The organism is Peribacillus folii (assembly GCF_030271255.1).
In the GTDB taxonomy this organism is placed as follows: Bacteria; Bacillota; Bacilli; order Bacillales; family DSM-1321; genus Peribacillus.
Genome location: NZ_JASJOM010000011.1, coordinates 66,190 through 81,557, shown reverse-complemented (window position 1 = coordinate 81,557; position 15,368 = coordinate 66,190). Strand labels below are relative to the sequence as shown.

The following is a 15,368-nucleotide window of genomic DNA, read 5'->3' as shown; positions in this document are numbered from 1 at the left end:
GGAATGTATCTGGAATTCGTTGTATTAGGTCACCAAACGCATGTATCCTTTATAACTTGGACTGAACGGAATCTCTTGCTGAGCGGGTGAAAGAGGTGTTAGTAGCAAACAAAATCATTCGTTTGCATTCTCACGCCCATGTTAACGAGTCGAGCTGGAAGGAATGTAATATTGCTGATGGTCCATGATCATCATGAATTTTCACAGTAGGCAGGTAGAGTTACAAACATGACTTCAAGAATGCCAGCATTCATGGATACTATGGTTGAGAGGCTGTTTATGCTTCTTTGTTACATAAATGTAAAGGCGTATCTTCTTTATTTTCAACCATACATCAAGTATTCTTAATTTGAATAGCAACTACTGTAAATGAGGGATAAGCCGTGAAGCAAATATATAGTGAAATCATACAATTCAGGGGAACGCATTATGAGTTTGGATATAAGCAGGGGGAGGAGTTCAAGGATTCATTAACGGTAAAGAATCGCGAAGATCAGTGGAAGATCAGGCAGCCGCGATTTACGGTCGAGGAAGGTGAGGTCAAGCGGGCGATTACACGGTTCGCCCCTGGAGTGTGGGAGGAATTGCTTGGGATGCAGGCTGCGCTGAAATGGCCGATTGAGCGCGTGCTCCAGGAATTTGGGGGGTACCGCTTGGATTATGTTCGGTCTGGATGCTCGATCATGACGGGTGATGATTATCTGATTCGAAATTACGATTACCACCCAAAAACATATGAAGGACGTTATGTGTTATTCCAGCCAACCGATCAAGGATATTCGAGCATCGGGCCGAGCCAGCGGGGGACTGGAAGGATGGACGCGATGAATGAAAAGGGCTTAGTGATTGGCTATAACTTCATGAATCGAAAGAATCCTGAAGATGGCTTCATTTGCTGCATGATCGGCAGGCTGATAGTTGAATCTTGTGCGAATGTAGAAGAAGCGGTCGCGATGTTGAAGGAAATCCCCCATCGTCATTCTTTCACGTACGTTGTCTATGATCGAAGCGGCCGTACCTATATTGTAGAAACATCTCCGCGAAATGTGGAGGTGCGCACGGCAAGTGCCTGCACGAATCACTTTGAAATCATGAAAAATGAAAACCGTCACCATCTGATCGATTCAAAACGCCGATTGGGGATCATTCAAGAGCAAGAAGGCAGCCTTGCGTCTGCCTACGAAGCATACCGCCTGTTCAATGATACCAACCAAGGCGTCTTTTCCGATTTATATAGCAGCTGGGCGGGCACGATCCATACTTCCGCTTATTTGCCGAAGGAATTGAAGGCCTGGATTGCTTTAGGTGGCAATCAGGAGCCCGCCATCATCGATTTTGCGAAGTGGCTTCAGGGAGAAGATGTTGAGCTGGATCGGATCAGGGGTGTAATCGATACGGATATTCCCTTCGTGCATATGGATGAGGGAGCGAATTGGTTCCGGAATTGAGCAATGAAAGACACGCACTTGTCATGGACCTTTTTACTGCATGGATGCAGGCAACCTTTTTGTACGAGTGATTGGTGGTCCATCCAGTAATATTATATGATGATGTTACATATTTTGGATATTAATTGTACTTGTACAATGAAGAAGGGGATGAGCGAATGTTTTCGACAGCTTTCGGATGGTTCAGGTTCGTTACCATAATAGAGGGGATTTCTTATGTTCTCTTGCTGGCTATTGGGATGCCGATCAAGTACATATTGGACATTGGTGAGGCGACACTCATTTTGGGCAGCATCCATGGTTTCTTATTCGTCGTGTTCGGTCTTTTACTTCTTTATGTAAGCCTTCAATCGAAGTGGTCCTTTGTAAAAATGGCGCTGATATTCATCGTTTCATTCATCCCATTCGGGAATTTTGTGATCGATCAAAAGCTATTGAAGCAGGGTTAACAATCCTATATTCGTTAAAAAGACTGTTTTGCAAAAGACGGCTTCCGTTCAATGGAAGTCGTTTTTTTTATGGATGTAAGGTTGTTGTAAGGTTGGCATAAATGTGCTGTAAGGATGGGCTTATATAGTATAAATATCAACAATCATGATGAGGTGAAACAAATGGAACCATTACTGAAAGTGGAAAATATCAAAAAAACATATGGGAAGTCAAATGCAGCTTACACGGCGCTGGAGAATATATCTTTTGACATTCATGAAGGAGAATTCGTAGGAATCATGGGACCATCAGGAGCGGGGAAATCAACCTTGCTTAATATGCTGGCAACGATTGATTCTCCGACTGAAGGCAAGATTTATATGAGGGACGTGAGCATCCATGATATGAAGGGAACGGATTTAACGGATTTCAGGCGCGACAACCTTGGGTTCATCTTTCAAGATTACAATTTGCTCGATTCACTGACCGTGAAGGAAAATATCTTGCTGCCACTGGCCATTGCCAAAATGCCAGCAAAAGAAATCAATATCGCGGTGAATCGCATGGCAGAAGTATTCGGTATCGAAAATTTACTGGCTAAATATCCGTACCAAATTTCCGGTGGGCAAAAACAGAGGACTGCCGCAGCAAGGGCGCTTGTGACCGAGCCGGCCCTGATCCTGGCTGATGAACCAACAGGGGCACTCGATTCGAAATCAGCGACGGATTTACTGGAAAGCTTGAGTGGCCTAAATGAGCATAATCATTCGACTATCATGCTGGTGACACATGATGCGTATGCAGCCAGCTTCTGCAGGCGTATCATTTTCATCAAGGATGGTACGCTTTCAAAGGAAATTCACCGTCGTGGCCAAACACGTAAAGCGTTTTTCCAAGAAATCATGGATGTCCTTGCAGCCATTGGAGGTGAGGCAGATGACGTTATTTAGTCTGGCAAGAAAGAATATTGCCCGGAATCTATCCCAATATATCTTATATATCGCATCCATGGTCTTCAGCATCATCATCTATTTTACATTCGTGACATTGAAATACAGCGATACGATCACGGAAAAAACGGAATCGTCCCAAAATATGCAATCACTGATGAGTGCGGCGGCAATCATCCTGATTTTCTTTGTAGCCATTTTCATTGCTTATTCGAATTCGTTTTTCATGAAAAAACGTAAAAAGGAAGTCGCGTTATATGCATTGCTTGGCGTGCGTAATCGTCAAATCGGCTTCATGCTCTTCTTTGAAAATTTATTGCTGGGCTTGGTTTCATTGGTCGTGGGGGTTGTGCTAGGATTCCTATGTTCAAAAGGATTCATGACGCTTTTGATTTATCTGATGGGCTATGATGTCATGGCGCCCTTTACATTTTCGGGATCGGCCGCATTGAACACAGCCATCGTATTCATCCTGATCTTCTTGGTGACATCATTCCAGGGCTATCGTTTGATTTACCAATTTAAATTGATTGATTTATTCCACGCTTCGAAAAAAGGGGAAGCGATCCCGAAGCCATCGATGGGTGTAGCCACACTTGGAATCTTGCTGATTGGCAGCGGCTATTGGCTTGCCCTGCAGGATCCTTTCTCTTCCAAGGTATGGGGGCAAGTCGGGTTTGTAATGACCGTCCTCATTATCTTGACTTCCGTTATTGCCGGTACGTTTTTATTGTTCCATAGTGTGACGGGGTTTGTATTAATGCTGATCAAGAAAAATGAAAAATGGCTATGGAAGGGTCTTCACGTAATGACAGTCTCACAGCTGCTCTATCGGATTCGGGGCAATGCGCGCACATTGACCGTCATTGCCGTGTTGAGTGCCACGACGGTAACGGCAGGCGGTGCGGTATACGGACTCTATTACAACACAAACGATCAGGTTTTGACTGCAGATCCGAATACGTTCATGTATCGGCAAACGGATGCAAAAATCGACCAGCGAGTCAGCGCCCTTTTGCCTGATGCAAAGTATGATGAAACGTTCAAAGCACTGTCCGTCACCTTTGATGCAGAAGAATTAAACAGTTTGGATGGATCAGAAAAAAGAATGTACTCGGTCATCGACGAAAAAATGTATAACAAATTGGCCGGCATACAAGGCAAGGAAGTGCTGCGAGTGAAGGAGGGGCATGCTGTCATTCTCGATATGGGATATGACCCAAGGTTCTCTCCCGAATACAAAGGCAAGACGATCACGACAGTAAACAACCTGGCCATAACATTTCAAGGCTATAAGACACAAACCGTTTTAAATGCAGGGACAGCAGGCATCACATTGGTGGTATCCGATGATACATTCGACGCTCTGCAGAAGGCTGGAGAAACGGTGATATATCGGGTGATTGGTATGAACAACGCTTCCGTTGATTTATCCGGAAAAATCGCCAAGGAGATACCTAAAGCCGGGCTGTTTTCCAGTGCGCCCCAAGACATCCGGAACAGCCTTGAAAATGTGGGATCACTCCTCTTTGTCGGGAGCTTCCTTGGTCTCGTCTTTTTGGCTGCGACTGGAAGCATCATCTACTTTAAAATTTTGACTGAAGCAGAGGAGGATAAATCCCAATATAATATGCTGCATAAGATGGGCGTCAGTTCCAAGGAGATGCGGAAATCGATTGCCCTGCAAGTGGCCGTCATCTTCTTAGTGCCATTGGCAGCTGGATTATGCCACAGTGTAGTCGCTTTAAAAGCATTTTCCAATTTATTGATGATGGACCTGGCAAAACCTGTAATGATCTGGATGATTGCTTATACGGTCATCTACGGTCTGTATTATATCTTGACTGTAGCTTCTTATAATCGCATCATTACACGAAATAATAAAACAGAAGGGTGATTGAAATGAAAAAATTCTTTACGGTAGCGGGGATCATATTCCTGATAGGGGCGGCTGGTGCCTTCGCGCTAACCAAAATCGACTTTAACCGAATGAATGCAGACCATTATTATGTGCAAATTACGGAGGATGGAACAAAGCATGAACAAAAAGTGGAGGATGGTTCATTGATGACTTCTTATTCATATAGATTGGATGGCACAAATGCTGAGGGTAAAACAAAGCCGCTTGAATTCACAGCCCAAAAAAATCTGCGGAAGGATGCCTACTTGAAAGTTTACGTGAAGGATGAAGATAAAGTATCTTCTTATGATGAAGTGAAATTCGAGGAAATTCCAAAGAAGGCGCAAGATAAACTTAAATAGGGAAGAAGGGCTGTCAGCAGGTTAGGGCAGCCCTTTCTCTGTTTGAAAAATCCTTATAAAAGTATCGTAATGGTCGTTCCCTTGTTTTCAATGCTGGTCAAGTCAATTTTGCCATGATGGGCAAGGACGATATCCCTTGCTATGGCCATTCCTAAGCCTGTTCCATGTGGGTTGGCGGTATTCGTCCCACGGTAGTAGCGTTCAAAAACCTGTGCTACATCTTTTGCGGGAATGCCGCGGCCATTATCAGCTATGGTCATTTTAGTATGGAAGCCTCCTGCTGTGGCTAAGCTGCTCGAATTGTATTCATCCTCGGGTTCTGGATGAAACGCATCGATTTGGATGGTGACAACGACGTCTTCCTCGTTATGCACAAGTGCGTTGCAAACGAAATTCAGAATTGCCCGTTTCCATAATTTCTTATCCACAGAATGCATCGCTTTATTCACATTTGCCTCTAATTCGATCCGCCGATCTCCGTATGGTGAAGCATTTAAAAAGTCAATCATGATCTCACGTATGTATCCGACTAAATCCACCTCTTCGAAATGCAGAGGAAGCCTTTGGTTGCGAAGGCGCATCGTCAAATTGAGGTCGTCCAATAAATCCTTCATATAAACGGACTGTCTATTAATGATTGCTGTATATTCGAACAATTCTTGCGCTGTTAAATCCGCTGCGTGATCTTTCATCAATTCTGTATAACCATGGATGGAAGCCAGCGGTGTCTTCATATCATGTGATACATTGCTGATCCATTCCTCACGCATGCGGTCCAGTTGATTTCTTTCTTTTTCAATTTCATCCAACTTTACCGATAGTTCATTCAAATTGTGGAAGACATCTTCGTAGACGCCTTTCGGAATGACCATCTTCTTAAACCGCCGCTCCCGAAGCTGCTGTATTCCATCTATTAATATATGGAGAGGGCTCGTTAATTTTTTTCCAAATAAGAATCCAATGACTAAAGCAATCATTATATCCACGGTTAAAAATAGTAAAAGGATGATGTTCAGATACTTTATGATGTGAACGTAATTATAGGAAAATACATATCGTCCTATTCCACGATCTTTAACTCCTACAAAATAGCTGAAATCTTGTGCGTCACCAACAAAAACGGTCGTCTCAGCATCAATTTCCTTATACTTATACATTTGAACTATTTCGGCGGGGGTATACGCAACTTGCAAACTTTCCGGCGTATAATAGGATGCAACCTGCTCGCCCTTTTCGTTCAAAATTTGTATCCACGCCTTTTTTTTCTCCAGTATTTTCAGGCCTTTTTCATTTACTATCGGATTGCCATCTTGTAGTTTTATATAGTGTGAAAAGCCCCTGCTAAAGGTTTCCACAGATTCTTCTTGCGTCTTAAAATGATATAAGAGCAAGCAGACGAGTATGATAATATTCACAATCCCCACGATCACTACGATTGTCACGACGGATCCCAAAAAGCGCCTAGTCAATTTCCACTTCATCTTTGTTTGCCCTTGGTTTGCAGTTTATACCCAAGCCCTTTCACGGTGATGATAAAAGCTGGCTTTGAAGGATCTGCCTCGATTTTTTCGCGCAAGCGGCGAATATGGACCATTACGGTATTGTCGGAGCCAAAGAATTCATCGCCCCAAACATGCTCAAAAAGGGTTTCCTTGCTTAGTATCTGATTGGGATGGCGTATGAAGCAGCCCATCAATCCAATTTCTTTGGCGGTGAGTTTGATCGATTTGCCATCCTTTTTCAGCTCGGTTTCATTTGCACTAAGCTCAAAAGGACCAGCCACCAAATTCCTCGTGACATTTTTTTCATCAGAAAAGCCAGCACGTCTCAGCTGTGCCTTCACCCGGTAGGCCACCTCCTTCGGACTGAACGGCTTGGTAATGTAATCATCGCCCCCTATCGCCAGCCCTAAAAGCTTATCGATTTCCTCATCCTTTGCCGACAAAAATAAGATCGGTACATTGGAAACTTCACGAATGCGTCTGCATAAATCATAGCCTTCGCCATCAGGCAGCATGATATCGAGCAAGACAAGATCGGGACCAAACTCCTGGAACCGGGCCCATCCGTCTGCAACCGTTCCCGCCGTCAAGATATTGGCCATGCCTTCTTTATGTAAAACGGTCTCCATGAGCCGTGCCAAATCTTCTTCATCATCAATAATTAATATCCACTGATCATTGGACATTGTTCTACCTCCCTAACATTGTTCTTCCCTATAGTATAGTGCACCTGCACTCTATATTAAAGGTAACGGTGAAGTGTTTTTACCCGAGGAATTGTATGTTAGCGTCCTACTGATTTGGTAAAGTTTTGTATGAGTTGTTTAATATTGAGGGGCTATTAAAGGCGGTGGGAGGTTTGGTGGGCAGGCAGACCAATCAGGACTCTTTACATGGGATTGCCGGTCCCAATCAGCGCTCGGCCCAGTCCAAGCCTCCTTATAATCGCTGATGCACAAAAAAACCCCATTCATACAAATGGGGGAGATATGCACCGGGTCATCCTTGAATCAGGTTGAGAAATTTGCGTGTGCGCGCTTCTTTCGGATTGGTGAAAATTTGGCCGGGTGTTCCTCGTTCCATAATTTTTCCTTCATCCATGAAGATGACTTCGTCGGCTACCTCACGAGCGAAACGCATTTCGTGAGTGACAACGATCATTGTCATACCTTCTTCTTTTGCCAAGTTTTTCATCACTTGCAGCACGTCTCCAACTAGTTCAGGGTCTAAAGCCGATGTGGGTTCATCAAATAACATGACCTTCGGCTCCATGGCAAGTGCTCGAGCGATGCCGACACGCTGCTGCTGTCCGCCGGATAATTGGAATGGGTAAAAGTCGATTTTTTCTCCTAGACCGACCTTTGACAGCAGGGCAGTCGCCGTTTCCTTCGCTTGATGCTTCGCTATATTCTTCACGATGATGGGACCTTCCATTACATTTTCCAGAGCCGTTTTGTGAGGGAAGAGGTTATATGTTTGAAAAACCATTCCAGTCAAACTGCGGAAAGAAGTAATTGATTTTTTTTTGACCGGTTTTTTGAAGTCCATCACCGTTCTATCGATCTCGATCGTCCCATCCGTCGGCACCTCAAGGAGATTCAAACACCGAAGAAAGGTTGTTTTACCTGAACCGGAAGGTCCGATCAATACGATGACTTTCCCTTGCTCCACTTCCAAATCGATGCCCCTTAATACCTCGAGGTCACCAAATGATTTATGAAGATTTTTAATGTTGATCATGTGAAAATCTCCTTTAACTGCTGTGGTTCTTATTTTGCTACATAGCGATTAAGCCTGTCCTCGATATATCCTTGAACGAAGGATAAGATCGTACAGAAGATCCAATATAGAGCAGCTGCTTCTATGTAGAGTAATAGAAATTCATAATTTTTTGCGGCGATTTCCTGCGCTTTGCGGAATAATTCGGTAACCAGGATAAGTGATGCAAGCGATGTATCCTTCAAAAGGCTGATGAATGTATTCGAAAGCGGGGGAATGGAGACACGAGCTGCTTGCGGCAAAATGATTCGCTTCAATGCTTGGGTATATGTCATCCCGATTGAATAGCCGGCCTCCCATTGCCCTTTCGGTATCGATAAGATCGATGCCCGGATAATTTCCGAAGCGTACGCTCCTACGCTTAGTGAGAATCCGATGATGGCCGAGATGAAAGGGCTGATGGTTACACCGAGGTTGGGCAGCCCATAAAAGATAATGAACAATTGCACAAGTAACGGTGTCCCTCGGATGATTGACACATATACTCGTGCAATTATTTGGAAAAATTTAATGGAAGATAATCTGGCCAACGCTGTAAGTACTGCGAGAATAAGACCTAGAACGAATGTAATCAATGTTAGTGGAATCGTAGTTTTAATAGCTCCCTCTATCATCGGATAGAGGGAGGTTTGAGCGATCGAAACAAGCTGGTTCATACGCTCGGGGTCGTTGAAAATATTACTTAGGAGAAACATCTTCACCGAACCACTTATCTGAGATCTTGGCGTATGTGCCGTCGTCTTTCATCGCTTTTAATGCTTTGTTTACTTCATCCACTAATTTGCCGCTGTCTTTTCTGAACATTAAACCGCTTGCTGCTCCATTTTTTTCTTCGTCAGCCACTTTGATTGGCGCATCCGGATGCTGTTTTTTATAATCAAGGAACGACAATTTGTCATTGATCGTCGCATCTACACGCTTGGAAGCAATAAGCTGAACACTCTGAGAAAACCCTTCGATGCCGGTAACTTTAGCTCCGTGGGATTCGGCTAGATCATTGTAATTGCTCGTTAAGGATTGTGCGGAAGTTTTACCTTTTAAGTCATGGAATGATTTAATATCAGTATTATCCTTGTGCACAAGCAGTACGGCACCCGATTGAATATAGGCATCCGAGAAATCATATTTCTTTTGACGGTCTTCATTGATGCCCACTTGGTTTGCGATCATATCAAAGCGCTTCGCATCCAAACCTGCAAACATGCCGTCCCATTGTGTTTCCTTGAATTCAGCTTTCACGCCAAGGCGTTTTGCCACTTCCTTGGATATTTCAACGTCAAAGCCCGTTAATTTGTCTGAATCATCGTGGAAAGTGAAAGGAGGATATGTACCTTCAGTTCCGACTGTTAAAACGCCATCTTTTTTGACTTTATCGTATAGATCTTCCTGTGATGAAGATTTATTGTCGTTATTGTTTGCCTCGTTTTTTGTATTTGAACCACAAGCACTAAGTACAACCGTGAAAGCTAACAATAGTGATAAAAGTGCAACCATTTTTTTCATTTGGATAGACCTCCTAGTAATCTGATAGGGATTAATTGATACTCTGTGATACTATACAACAAAAGGAAAAAAGTCAATGAAAATAACTTATATCATTAGTGTAAATGATTCTTGATGAATTATACGGATTTTCACCCATTGAAACGAATTAGTTGCAAGGAGTGAAAAGTCCGTTTAGTTTCCATTATATAGGCAGAAAAATGCCTCATTTTATGTAACGCAGTGCGCTAAGGGATTGTATTACTCCAAAGCTTTTCTGGGATTTTTTTACGTTATGACGGATTTGCATACCGGAACCTTGTTTTTGTCGAAAAATCGATATTTCGCCGAATTCGCGGATATAAGCATCGAATTCACTGATAAATCTCCCAATTCGCAGATAAAAGCATCGAATTCGCAGATAAATCTCCCGATTCTTAGATAATCCGCCGATTTTGCGGTCTACCTTAAAAAAAGGCTGCCGTAATCAGGCAGCCTTTTTTCTATGCACCTTAAATGTTCATTTAGCTTCCAGTAAATTAACATGATTGACAGTTTGATCTTCACCAACGATGAATTGCAGTTCATACTTACCGGTCTTGTAAATGTAGTTGATTTCATCCGTGCTTGAAATATGGCGAATTTGATCGGCACTGCCGAGTTGTTCGCCCAATACTTTAGGGGTGATGCTTCCTAGATTATGATCTCGTTCTACATTAGTTCCGAAGTATCGGATTTGGGAAATGGTTTTTTCTTTGCTATAGGCAAAGGCGAATCCCGGGTGCCCCATTTCTGCATGGTAAAAGTCAAAAGATTCATCGGCATTTCCTGGCTCTGGAGGCGACCCGAATTTATTGTAGACATCTTTTTGGGTATGTTCATTAATTTTCAAGCCTGCTGCAGCATAGGGCATTTCGCCTGAAAAAGCCTTATTGTAAATTTCATGTAAGGTGGTGATTGCGTCCGTCTTTGCCGAGCTGGAGGAGTCCTCCGTCACGGATGCCGCTTGAACCGGTTCAGTAGAAAAGGATGCCCCTGCACCTAAAAGGGAACCGGTCAGAATAGCTGCACTAATAATTCTGGTTGCTGGTTTTTTAGATAACATTTCTAATCCCTCCTATATCATCCTTTTCCACCGATTCCTAGACATGAAACATTTTTCGGCATTCGATGGTTTCTTCTGCCGCTGCCAATATTTATCCGTACACAAAAAAACGCAGGATTACTTATTAAATTCACTGGCATCTTCAATATACAATGCTACATACCCGCAATTAGGACAAACAGATGCTTTGGGTTTTGCTGAGACACTTTTTAAAAGCCCCATCTTTTTAATGATTGTGAGTCCATACATTCCGCCTTGAACATTCACTAGGCAATCCTCTATCATATCGCCATGGCATTGATTACAACGTCTTTTCATTATATACCTCCATTCAAGATTCACTGCCTTTCGGGTTAAGCAGACAAAACTTCATATCCAAGCTTAACTTTAACATGAATATCCAACTGTTCATGAAATAGGTGTTTTGCTACCAATTATTGTAATGAGGTGATATAATTATTGTGAAGTAATTCACAATAAATTGAATGATTAACTCCTAGAAGAAAGCGGGTTGGTTATATGTTGAAGAAAGTGGTTTTAGCTGGCGGGACTGGATTTGTCGGTCGATACTTTGAACAACATTTTAGGAATCTAGGATATGAGGTCATGATCATTTCCAGGCAAACACCCCATATAGGCTGGGAGGACAAACAAGGAATAAAGGAAGCCATTGATCATTCAGACATGCTGATTAACCTTGCCGGGAAGACGGTCAATTGCCGTTACAATGAGAAGAGCAGGAAGGAAATTTTGGAATCCCGGACGGACACGACCGAGGTGCTCGGACTCGCAGTTGAACAATGCGAAAATCCGCCTTCATTGTGGATTAACTCCAGCACGGCGACGATATACAGACATGCTGAGGATCAGCCTATGACAGAAGGGAAAGGAGAAATTGGTTCAGGATTTTCCGTCGATGTAGCCAAGGCTTGGGAGCGTTCATTCTTTGGTTTCCAATTACCGAAAACGAGACAAATTGCCTTGCGAATCGCCATTGTTTTGGGCGATGGCGGCGTGATGACTCCTTATAGGAATCTGGTCAAATTCGGTTTGGGCGGCCATCAAGGATCCGGTAACCAAAAATTCAGTTGGATTCATATCGAAGATTTATTTAACATTGTCCTTTTTCTAAGAAAGAATGAAGGGCTGGAAGGCGTGTTCAATTGTTCCGCGCCTAACCCGGTCACTAATCGCGAGCTGATGGCACAGCTAAGAAGGGCCATGAATAAAAAGGTGGGATTGCCGTCCCCCGCCCCCATGCTTGCTATGGGTGCCTTCTTTATGGGGACCGAAACGGAATTGATCTTGAAAAGCCGCTGGGTCATGCCTGAAAGATTGATAAAAGAAGGGTACCCATTTACATTCAATCATCTGGATGAAGCGTTGGGACAGATCCTGAAAAGTTCAATGGGATAAGCGAATGGAACGTGAGTGTTAAGTAAAAAAAAGCACCTTGCTTACCTATTAAATAGGCGGTTGCAAGATGCTTTTATAATTTATTTGAAAATTGTCTGAATAAGGTTATAATTAAAGGTGTTGGAGAACCTAGCCAACTATCCACCCTTTGAGAATTGCCTTGTCCGCTACTTTCTAAGGGTGGATATTAATATTCTGGCCCATACTTGGTTGAATATCGGGTATGGAATGATGGTGTGTGATGGATGGATTTGATTTTCCATTCAGAAGGGCATTTATCACAACTAGCGTGATCGTCCCCATAACCACTCCATTACCACATATTAATTGGACTGTTTCCGGGAATTTATCGAATGCTTCTGGTACCCCCTTGACTGCTAGACCGACTCCAACCCCCAGTGCAATCGTCAATTGATTGGAAGGTTTGCTTAAATCGGCTTTGGCTACCATGCCCAAAGCTGCAGATAGAAGCATTCCAAACATCGGTATCATGGCCCCGCCAAGTACGGGTAAAGGGATCATCGTGGTCAGACCCGCAACCTTAGGTACAAAAGCCAGAACGATTAGAATGCAACCTGCCGTGACTACTACCGAGCGCTGAGTTACCTTTGTCAGCAGGACCAAGCCCACATTTTGCGAGAAGGTTGAATGGTTAAATGAGTTAAAGATCCCACTTATGAAGCTCCCGATTCCTTCCGCACGGAGCCCCTTTTCCACATCTTTTTCAGTTATTTCCTTCCCGCATACTTCCCCGAGTGTCAAAAAGACGCCTATGCTTTCAACAGCAATGATTAAAGATATGATTGTCATGGTGATAATCGATGAAAAGTCGAAGGTAGGCAGCCCAAAATAGAAAGGGGTCACCATTGTAAACCAGCTTGCATCTACAAAGGCAGAGGCATCGACCATACCCAAAAAACCAGCCAATATAGTGCCAAGAATCATGGCGAATAAAACTGAAACCGCTTTCAAGAAACCTTTGGTAAGTGTATTCAATAGCAGGAAACTCAGTAGTGTAAAACAAGCCAGCATTAGATTCATAGGGTCTCCAAAGGTGGGGGAACCGACGCCGCCCGCTGCATTTTTCATGGCAACCGGCATTAACGATACGCCAATAATTAATATGACGGACCCTGCAACAATAGGCGGGAAAAAGGGTATTAATTTACCAATTACTCCTGATAAAATAGCAACAATTATTCCAGATACCATAACTGCGCCTAAAACCCCTGTTATACTATGGACCGATCCTATAGCAATTACTGGCTCAACCACGATAAAGGAAACAGCCATTAAAGCCGGCAATCTTATACCAAATCCTTTGCCACCAATAACTTGAAGCAGGGTGACGATCCCACAGGCGAGTAAATCAAACGAGATCAGGTATATAATCTGTTCTTGTGTCAAACCGATTGCAGGACCGACAATTAGTGGAACAGCTACGGCTCCTCCATACATTACACAAACATGCTGTAAACCTAACAACAGGGTGTTGACTTTGCTCAATTTTTCCATGTTTGCCCCCTTTTAATTAGTAAGAGCTTTCCAAATACATAGACTTAATGAAATCGCCTCCTTAAATTTTCGTAAACGCTTCCTTTCTGTTAAACTAGTGTTGTTTATTACGAAACAGCATTTACAAAATTAATCTGTTTTTATATTATCACCGCCATAATGCTAAATCAAGACTATTTTTTGGAAAAATATGAATATTCTTTCAAGCACGTTCTGTATATAATTAAGAAGAATAGGGGGTGGAATATGTATCTGACACTCGAAAAAGCTTTGAAGCTACCTGCCCTGAACCAAGTGGAAGTTATTGGCGGGAGTCAAGGATTAACCCGGGTAATTAATTCAATAAGTATAATGGATCATCCGGATATATCACGAATTAAACGAGGGGAACTGCTTCTGACAACTGGTTATGTGTTTAAGGATGACCCGAATGCTCAGATCAATCTTGTTAGGGAATTGTCCAAAAGAGGAAGTGCTGGATTAGCTATCAAAATTAAGCGGTTTCTATCTACGATTCCTCCTGGAATGGTGGAAGAAGCGAACAAGTGTAATTTTCCATTACTTGAGATTCCTTATGAAACGCCTTTATCCGACTTATTATTCAGCTTTACATATGAACTTGTTAGCAAGGAGAAAGCGAAAAACGATGGAAAAGGAAGTTTTGAAGTTTTTCATTCACTTTTGAATGGGGAAAACGGGAGTCCGAATTTTATCCCCCAATTACAGGAAGTTGGCTTTGATCCCGATAGGCCATATATTCTGCTCCTGATAAATCGAACGAAAGAAGAAGGAGATGGATGCTTTTCAATTGACAGAATGTTGGAGAAATTAAACCGGACGGGCAAAAAGGAAGTTATGTATTGGAATATCGACTTCAACCTCGATGGCCAATTGGTTATCCTGCAAGGAATAGGGAAGGTGACTGAGGAACATTTGCTTCTGCAAACTCAAAGCATTGCCGTCCTTTTAGAAGGTCTAATAGCTGAAGATCATCCTGGAGCTTCGCTATCCATGGGGTTAAGCAAGGTGAAGAATGAAATATACAATATGAAAGAAGCGCTTATGGAAGCCAAAAAGGCTATTTTACTTGGTTCAAGGGTTAACCCCACCAATATCAATGAATACGCAAGCATTGAAGTTGAAGATCTAATTAATCAGATCCCAAAGGATGCAATGAATCGATATGTGCTATCCATGATCCAGCCCATTATTGTATATGATAGGGAAAATGAGGGGGAATTGTTGAAAACGTTAGAAACCTATCTATTTTCAAGAGGGAGAATAGAAGATGCCGCTCGGGCTTTGTTTGTTCATCGAAATACAGTAAAGTTCCGTTTGTCTAGAATAGAGGACTTATTAGGAGTTGATTTAAAATCAGGGGATATTGCGTTTAAATTGCAGTTCAGTATAAAAGCTTCGAAGTTATTGGGTGACTAGGTAAACGAAGCAGGAACCAACGAATCAAGTACTGAAGAACGAA

At 42.8% G+C, this 15,368-nt stretch carries 15 protein-coding genes; 7 read left to right on the top strand and 8 right to left on the bottom strand.

Annotated features, from left to right (window positions below):
* Positions 1–383: 383 nt before the first annotated feature.
* From QNI08_RS17960 to QNI08_RS17940, 5 genes are all read left to right on the top strand, one after another.
* Positions 384–1,448, top strand: a complete 1,065-nt coding sequence (locus tag QNI08_RS17960) for a C45 family autoproteolytic acyltransferase/hydrolase (protein WP_285768773.1) — start codon at positions 384–386, stop codon at positions 1,446–1,448.
* A 158-nt stretch (positions 1,449–1,606) separates the two neighbouring features.
* Positions 1,607–1,897, top strand: a complete 291-nt coding sequence (locus QNI08_RS17955) for a DUF3817 domain-containing protein (protein ID WP_285768772.1) — start codon at positions 1,607–1,609, stop codon at positions 1,895–1,897.
* 162 nt (positions 1,898–2,059) lie between these two features.
* Positions 2,060–2,827, top strand: a complete 768-nt coding sequence (locus tag QNI08_RS17950) for an ABC transporter ATP-binding protein (RefSeq protein ID WP_285768771.1) — start codon at positions 2,060–2,062, stop codon at positions 2,825–2,827.
* Positions 2,814–4,724, top strand: a complete 1,911-nt coding sequence (locus QNI08_RS17945) for an ABC transporter permease (RefSeq protein WP_285768770.1) — start codon at positions 2,814–2,816, stop codon at positions 4,722–4,724. Before QNI08_RS17950 ends, QNI08_RS17945 begins: the two co-directional genes overlap by 14 nt.
* A gap of 5 nt (positions 4,725–4,729) precedes the next feature.
* Complete coding sequence (locus QNI08_RS17940) at positions 4,730–5,089, top strand: YxeA family protein (RefSeq protein WP_285768769.1); 360 nt, start codon at positions 4,730–4,732, stop codon at positions 5,087–5,089.
* Positions 5,090–5,142: 53 nt separating this feature from the next.
* Here QNI08_RS17940 and QNI08_RS17935 read toward each other — a convergent pair whose 3' ends face one another.
* From QNI08_RS17935 to QNI08_RS17905, 7 genes are all read right to left on the bottom strand, one after another.
* The gene (locus tag QNI08_RS17935; protein ID WP_285768768.1) at positions 5,143–6,570 is read right to left on the bottom strand and encodes a sensor histidine kinase; all 1,428 of its coding nucleotides are present in this window, start codon (positions 6,568–6,570) and stop codon (positions 5,143–5,145) included.
* Positions 6,567–7,277: a response regulator transcription factor gene (locus QNI08_RS17930; RefSeq protein WP_285768767.1), complete on the bottom strand. Its 711-nt coding sequence runs from the start codon at positions 7,275–7,277 to the stop codon at positions 6,567–6,569. The genes QNI08_RS17935 and QNI08_RS17930 overlap by 4 nt, the downstream gene beginning before the upstream one ends.
* Before the next feature lie 313 nt (positions 7,278–7,590).
* A complete protein-coding gene (locus tag QNI08_RS17925) occupies positions 7,591–8,331 on the bottom strand; it encodes an amino acid ABC transporter ATP-binding protein (RefSeq protein ID WP_285768766.1) in 741 nt (246 codons plus the stop codon).
* A gap of 29 nt (positions 8,332–8,360) precedes the next feature.
* On the bottom strand, positions 8,361–9,065 hold the full coding sequence (locus QNI08_RS17920) for an amino acid ABC transporter permease (RefSeq protein WP_285768765.1): 705 nt from the start codon (positions 9,063–9,065) through the stop codon (positions 8,361–8,363).
* Positions 9,049–9,873 (bottom strand): amino acid ABC transporter substrate-binding protein, encoded by an 825-nt coding sequence (locus tag QNI08_RS17915; RefSeq protein WP_285768764.1) that lies wholly within the window; start codon positions 9,871–9,873, stop codon positions 9,049–9,051. The genes QNI08_RS17920 and QNI08_RS17915 overlap by 17 nt, the downstream gene beginning before the upstream one ends.
* Before the next feature lie 499 nt (positions 9,874–10,372).
* Entirely contained in the window at positions 10,373–10,957 is a 585-nt protein-coding gene (locus tag QNI08_RS17910; RefSeq protein ID WP_285768763.1) for a YjgB family protein, read from the bottom strand.
* 117 nt (positions 10,958–11,074) lie between these two features.
* The gene (locus QNI08_RS17905; protein ID WP_285768762.1) at positions 11,075–11,275 is read right to left on the bottom strand and encodes a nucleic acid-binding protein; all 201 of its coding nucleotides are present in this window, start codon (positions 11,273–11,275) and stop codon (positions 11,075–11,077) included.
* Positions 11,276–11,476: 201 nt separating this feature from the next.
* On the opposite strand from QNI08_RS17905, the gene QNI08_RS17900 reads away from it, so the two are divergent.
* Entirely contained in the window at positions 11,477–12,373 is an 897-nt protein-coding gene (locus QNI08_RS17900) for a TIGR01777 family oxidoreductase (protein WP_285768761.1), read from the top strand.
* Between the two features lie 174 nt (positions 12,374–12,547).
* Here the strand turns inward: QNI08_RS17900 and QNI08_RS17895 are convergent, their stop codons facing one another.
* Positions 12,548–13,888, bottom strand: coding sequence for a nucleobase:cation symporter-2 family protein (locus QNI08_RS17895; protein ID WP_285768760.1), 1,341 nt, complete (start codon positions 13,886–13,888; stop codon positions 12,548–12,550).
* Between the two features lie 246 nt (positions 13,889–14,134).
* Here QNI08_RS17895 and QNI08_RS17890 point away from each other — a divergent pair, with 246 nt between their 5' ends.
* The gene (locus QNI08_RS17890; RefSeq protein ID WP_285768759.1) at positions 14,135–15,325 is read left to right on the top strand and encodes a PucR family transcriptional regulator; all 1,191 of its coding nucleotides are present in this window, start codon (positions 14,135–14,137) and stop codon (positions 15,323–15,325) included.
* The last annotated feature ends 43 nt before the right edge of the window (positions 15,326–15,368 follow it).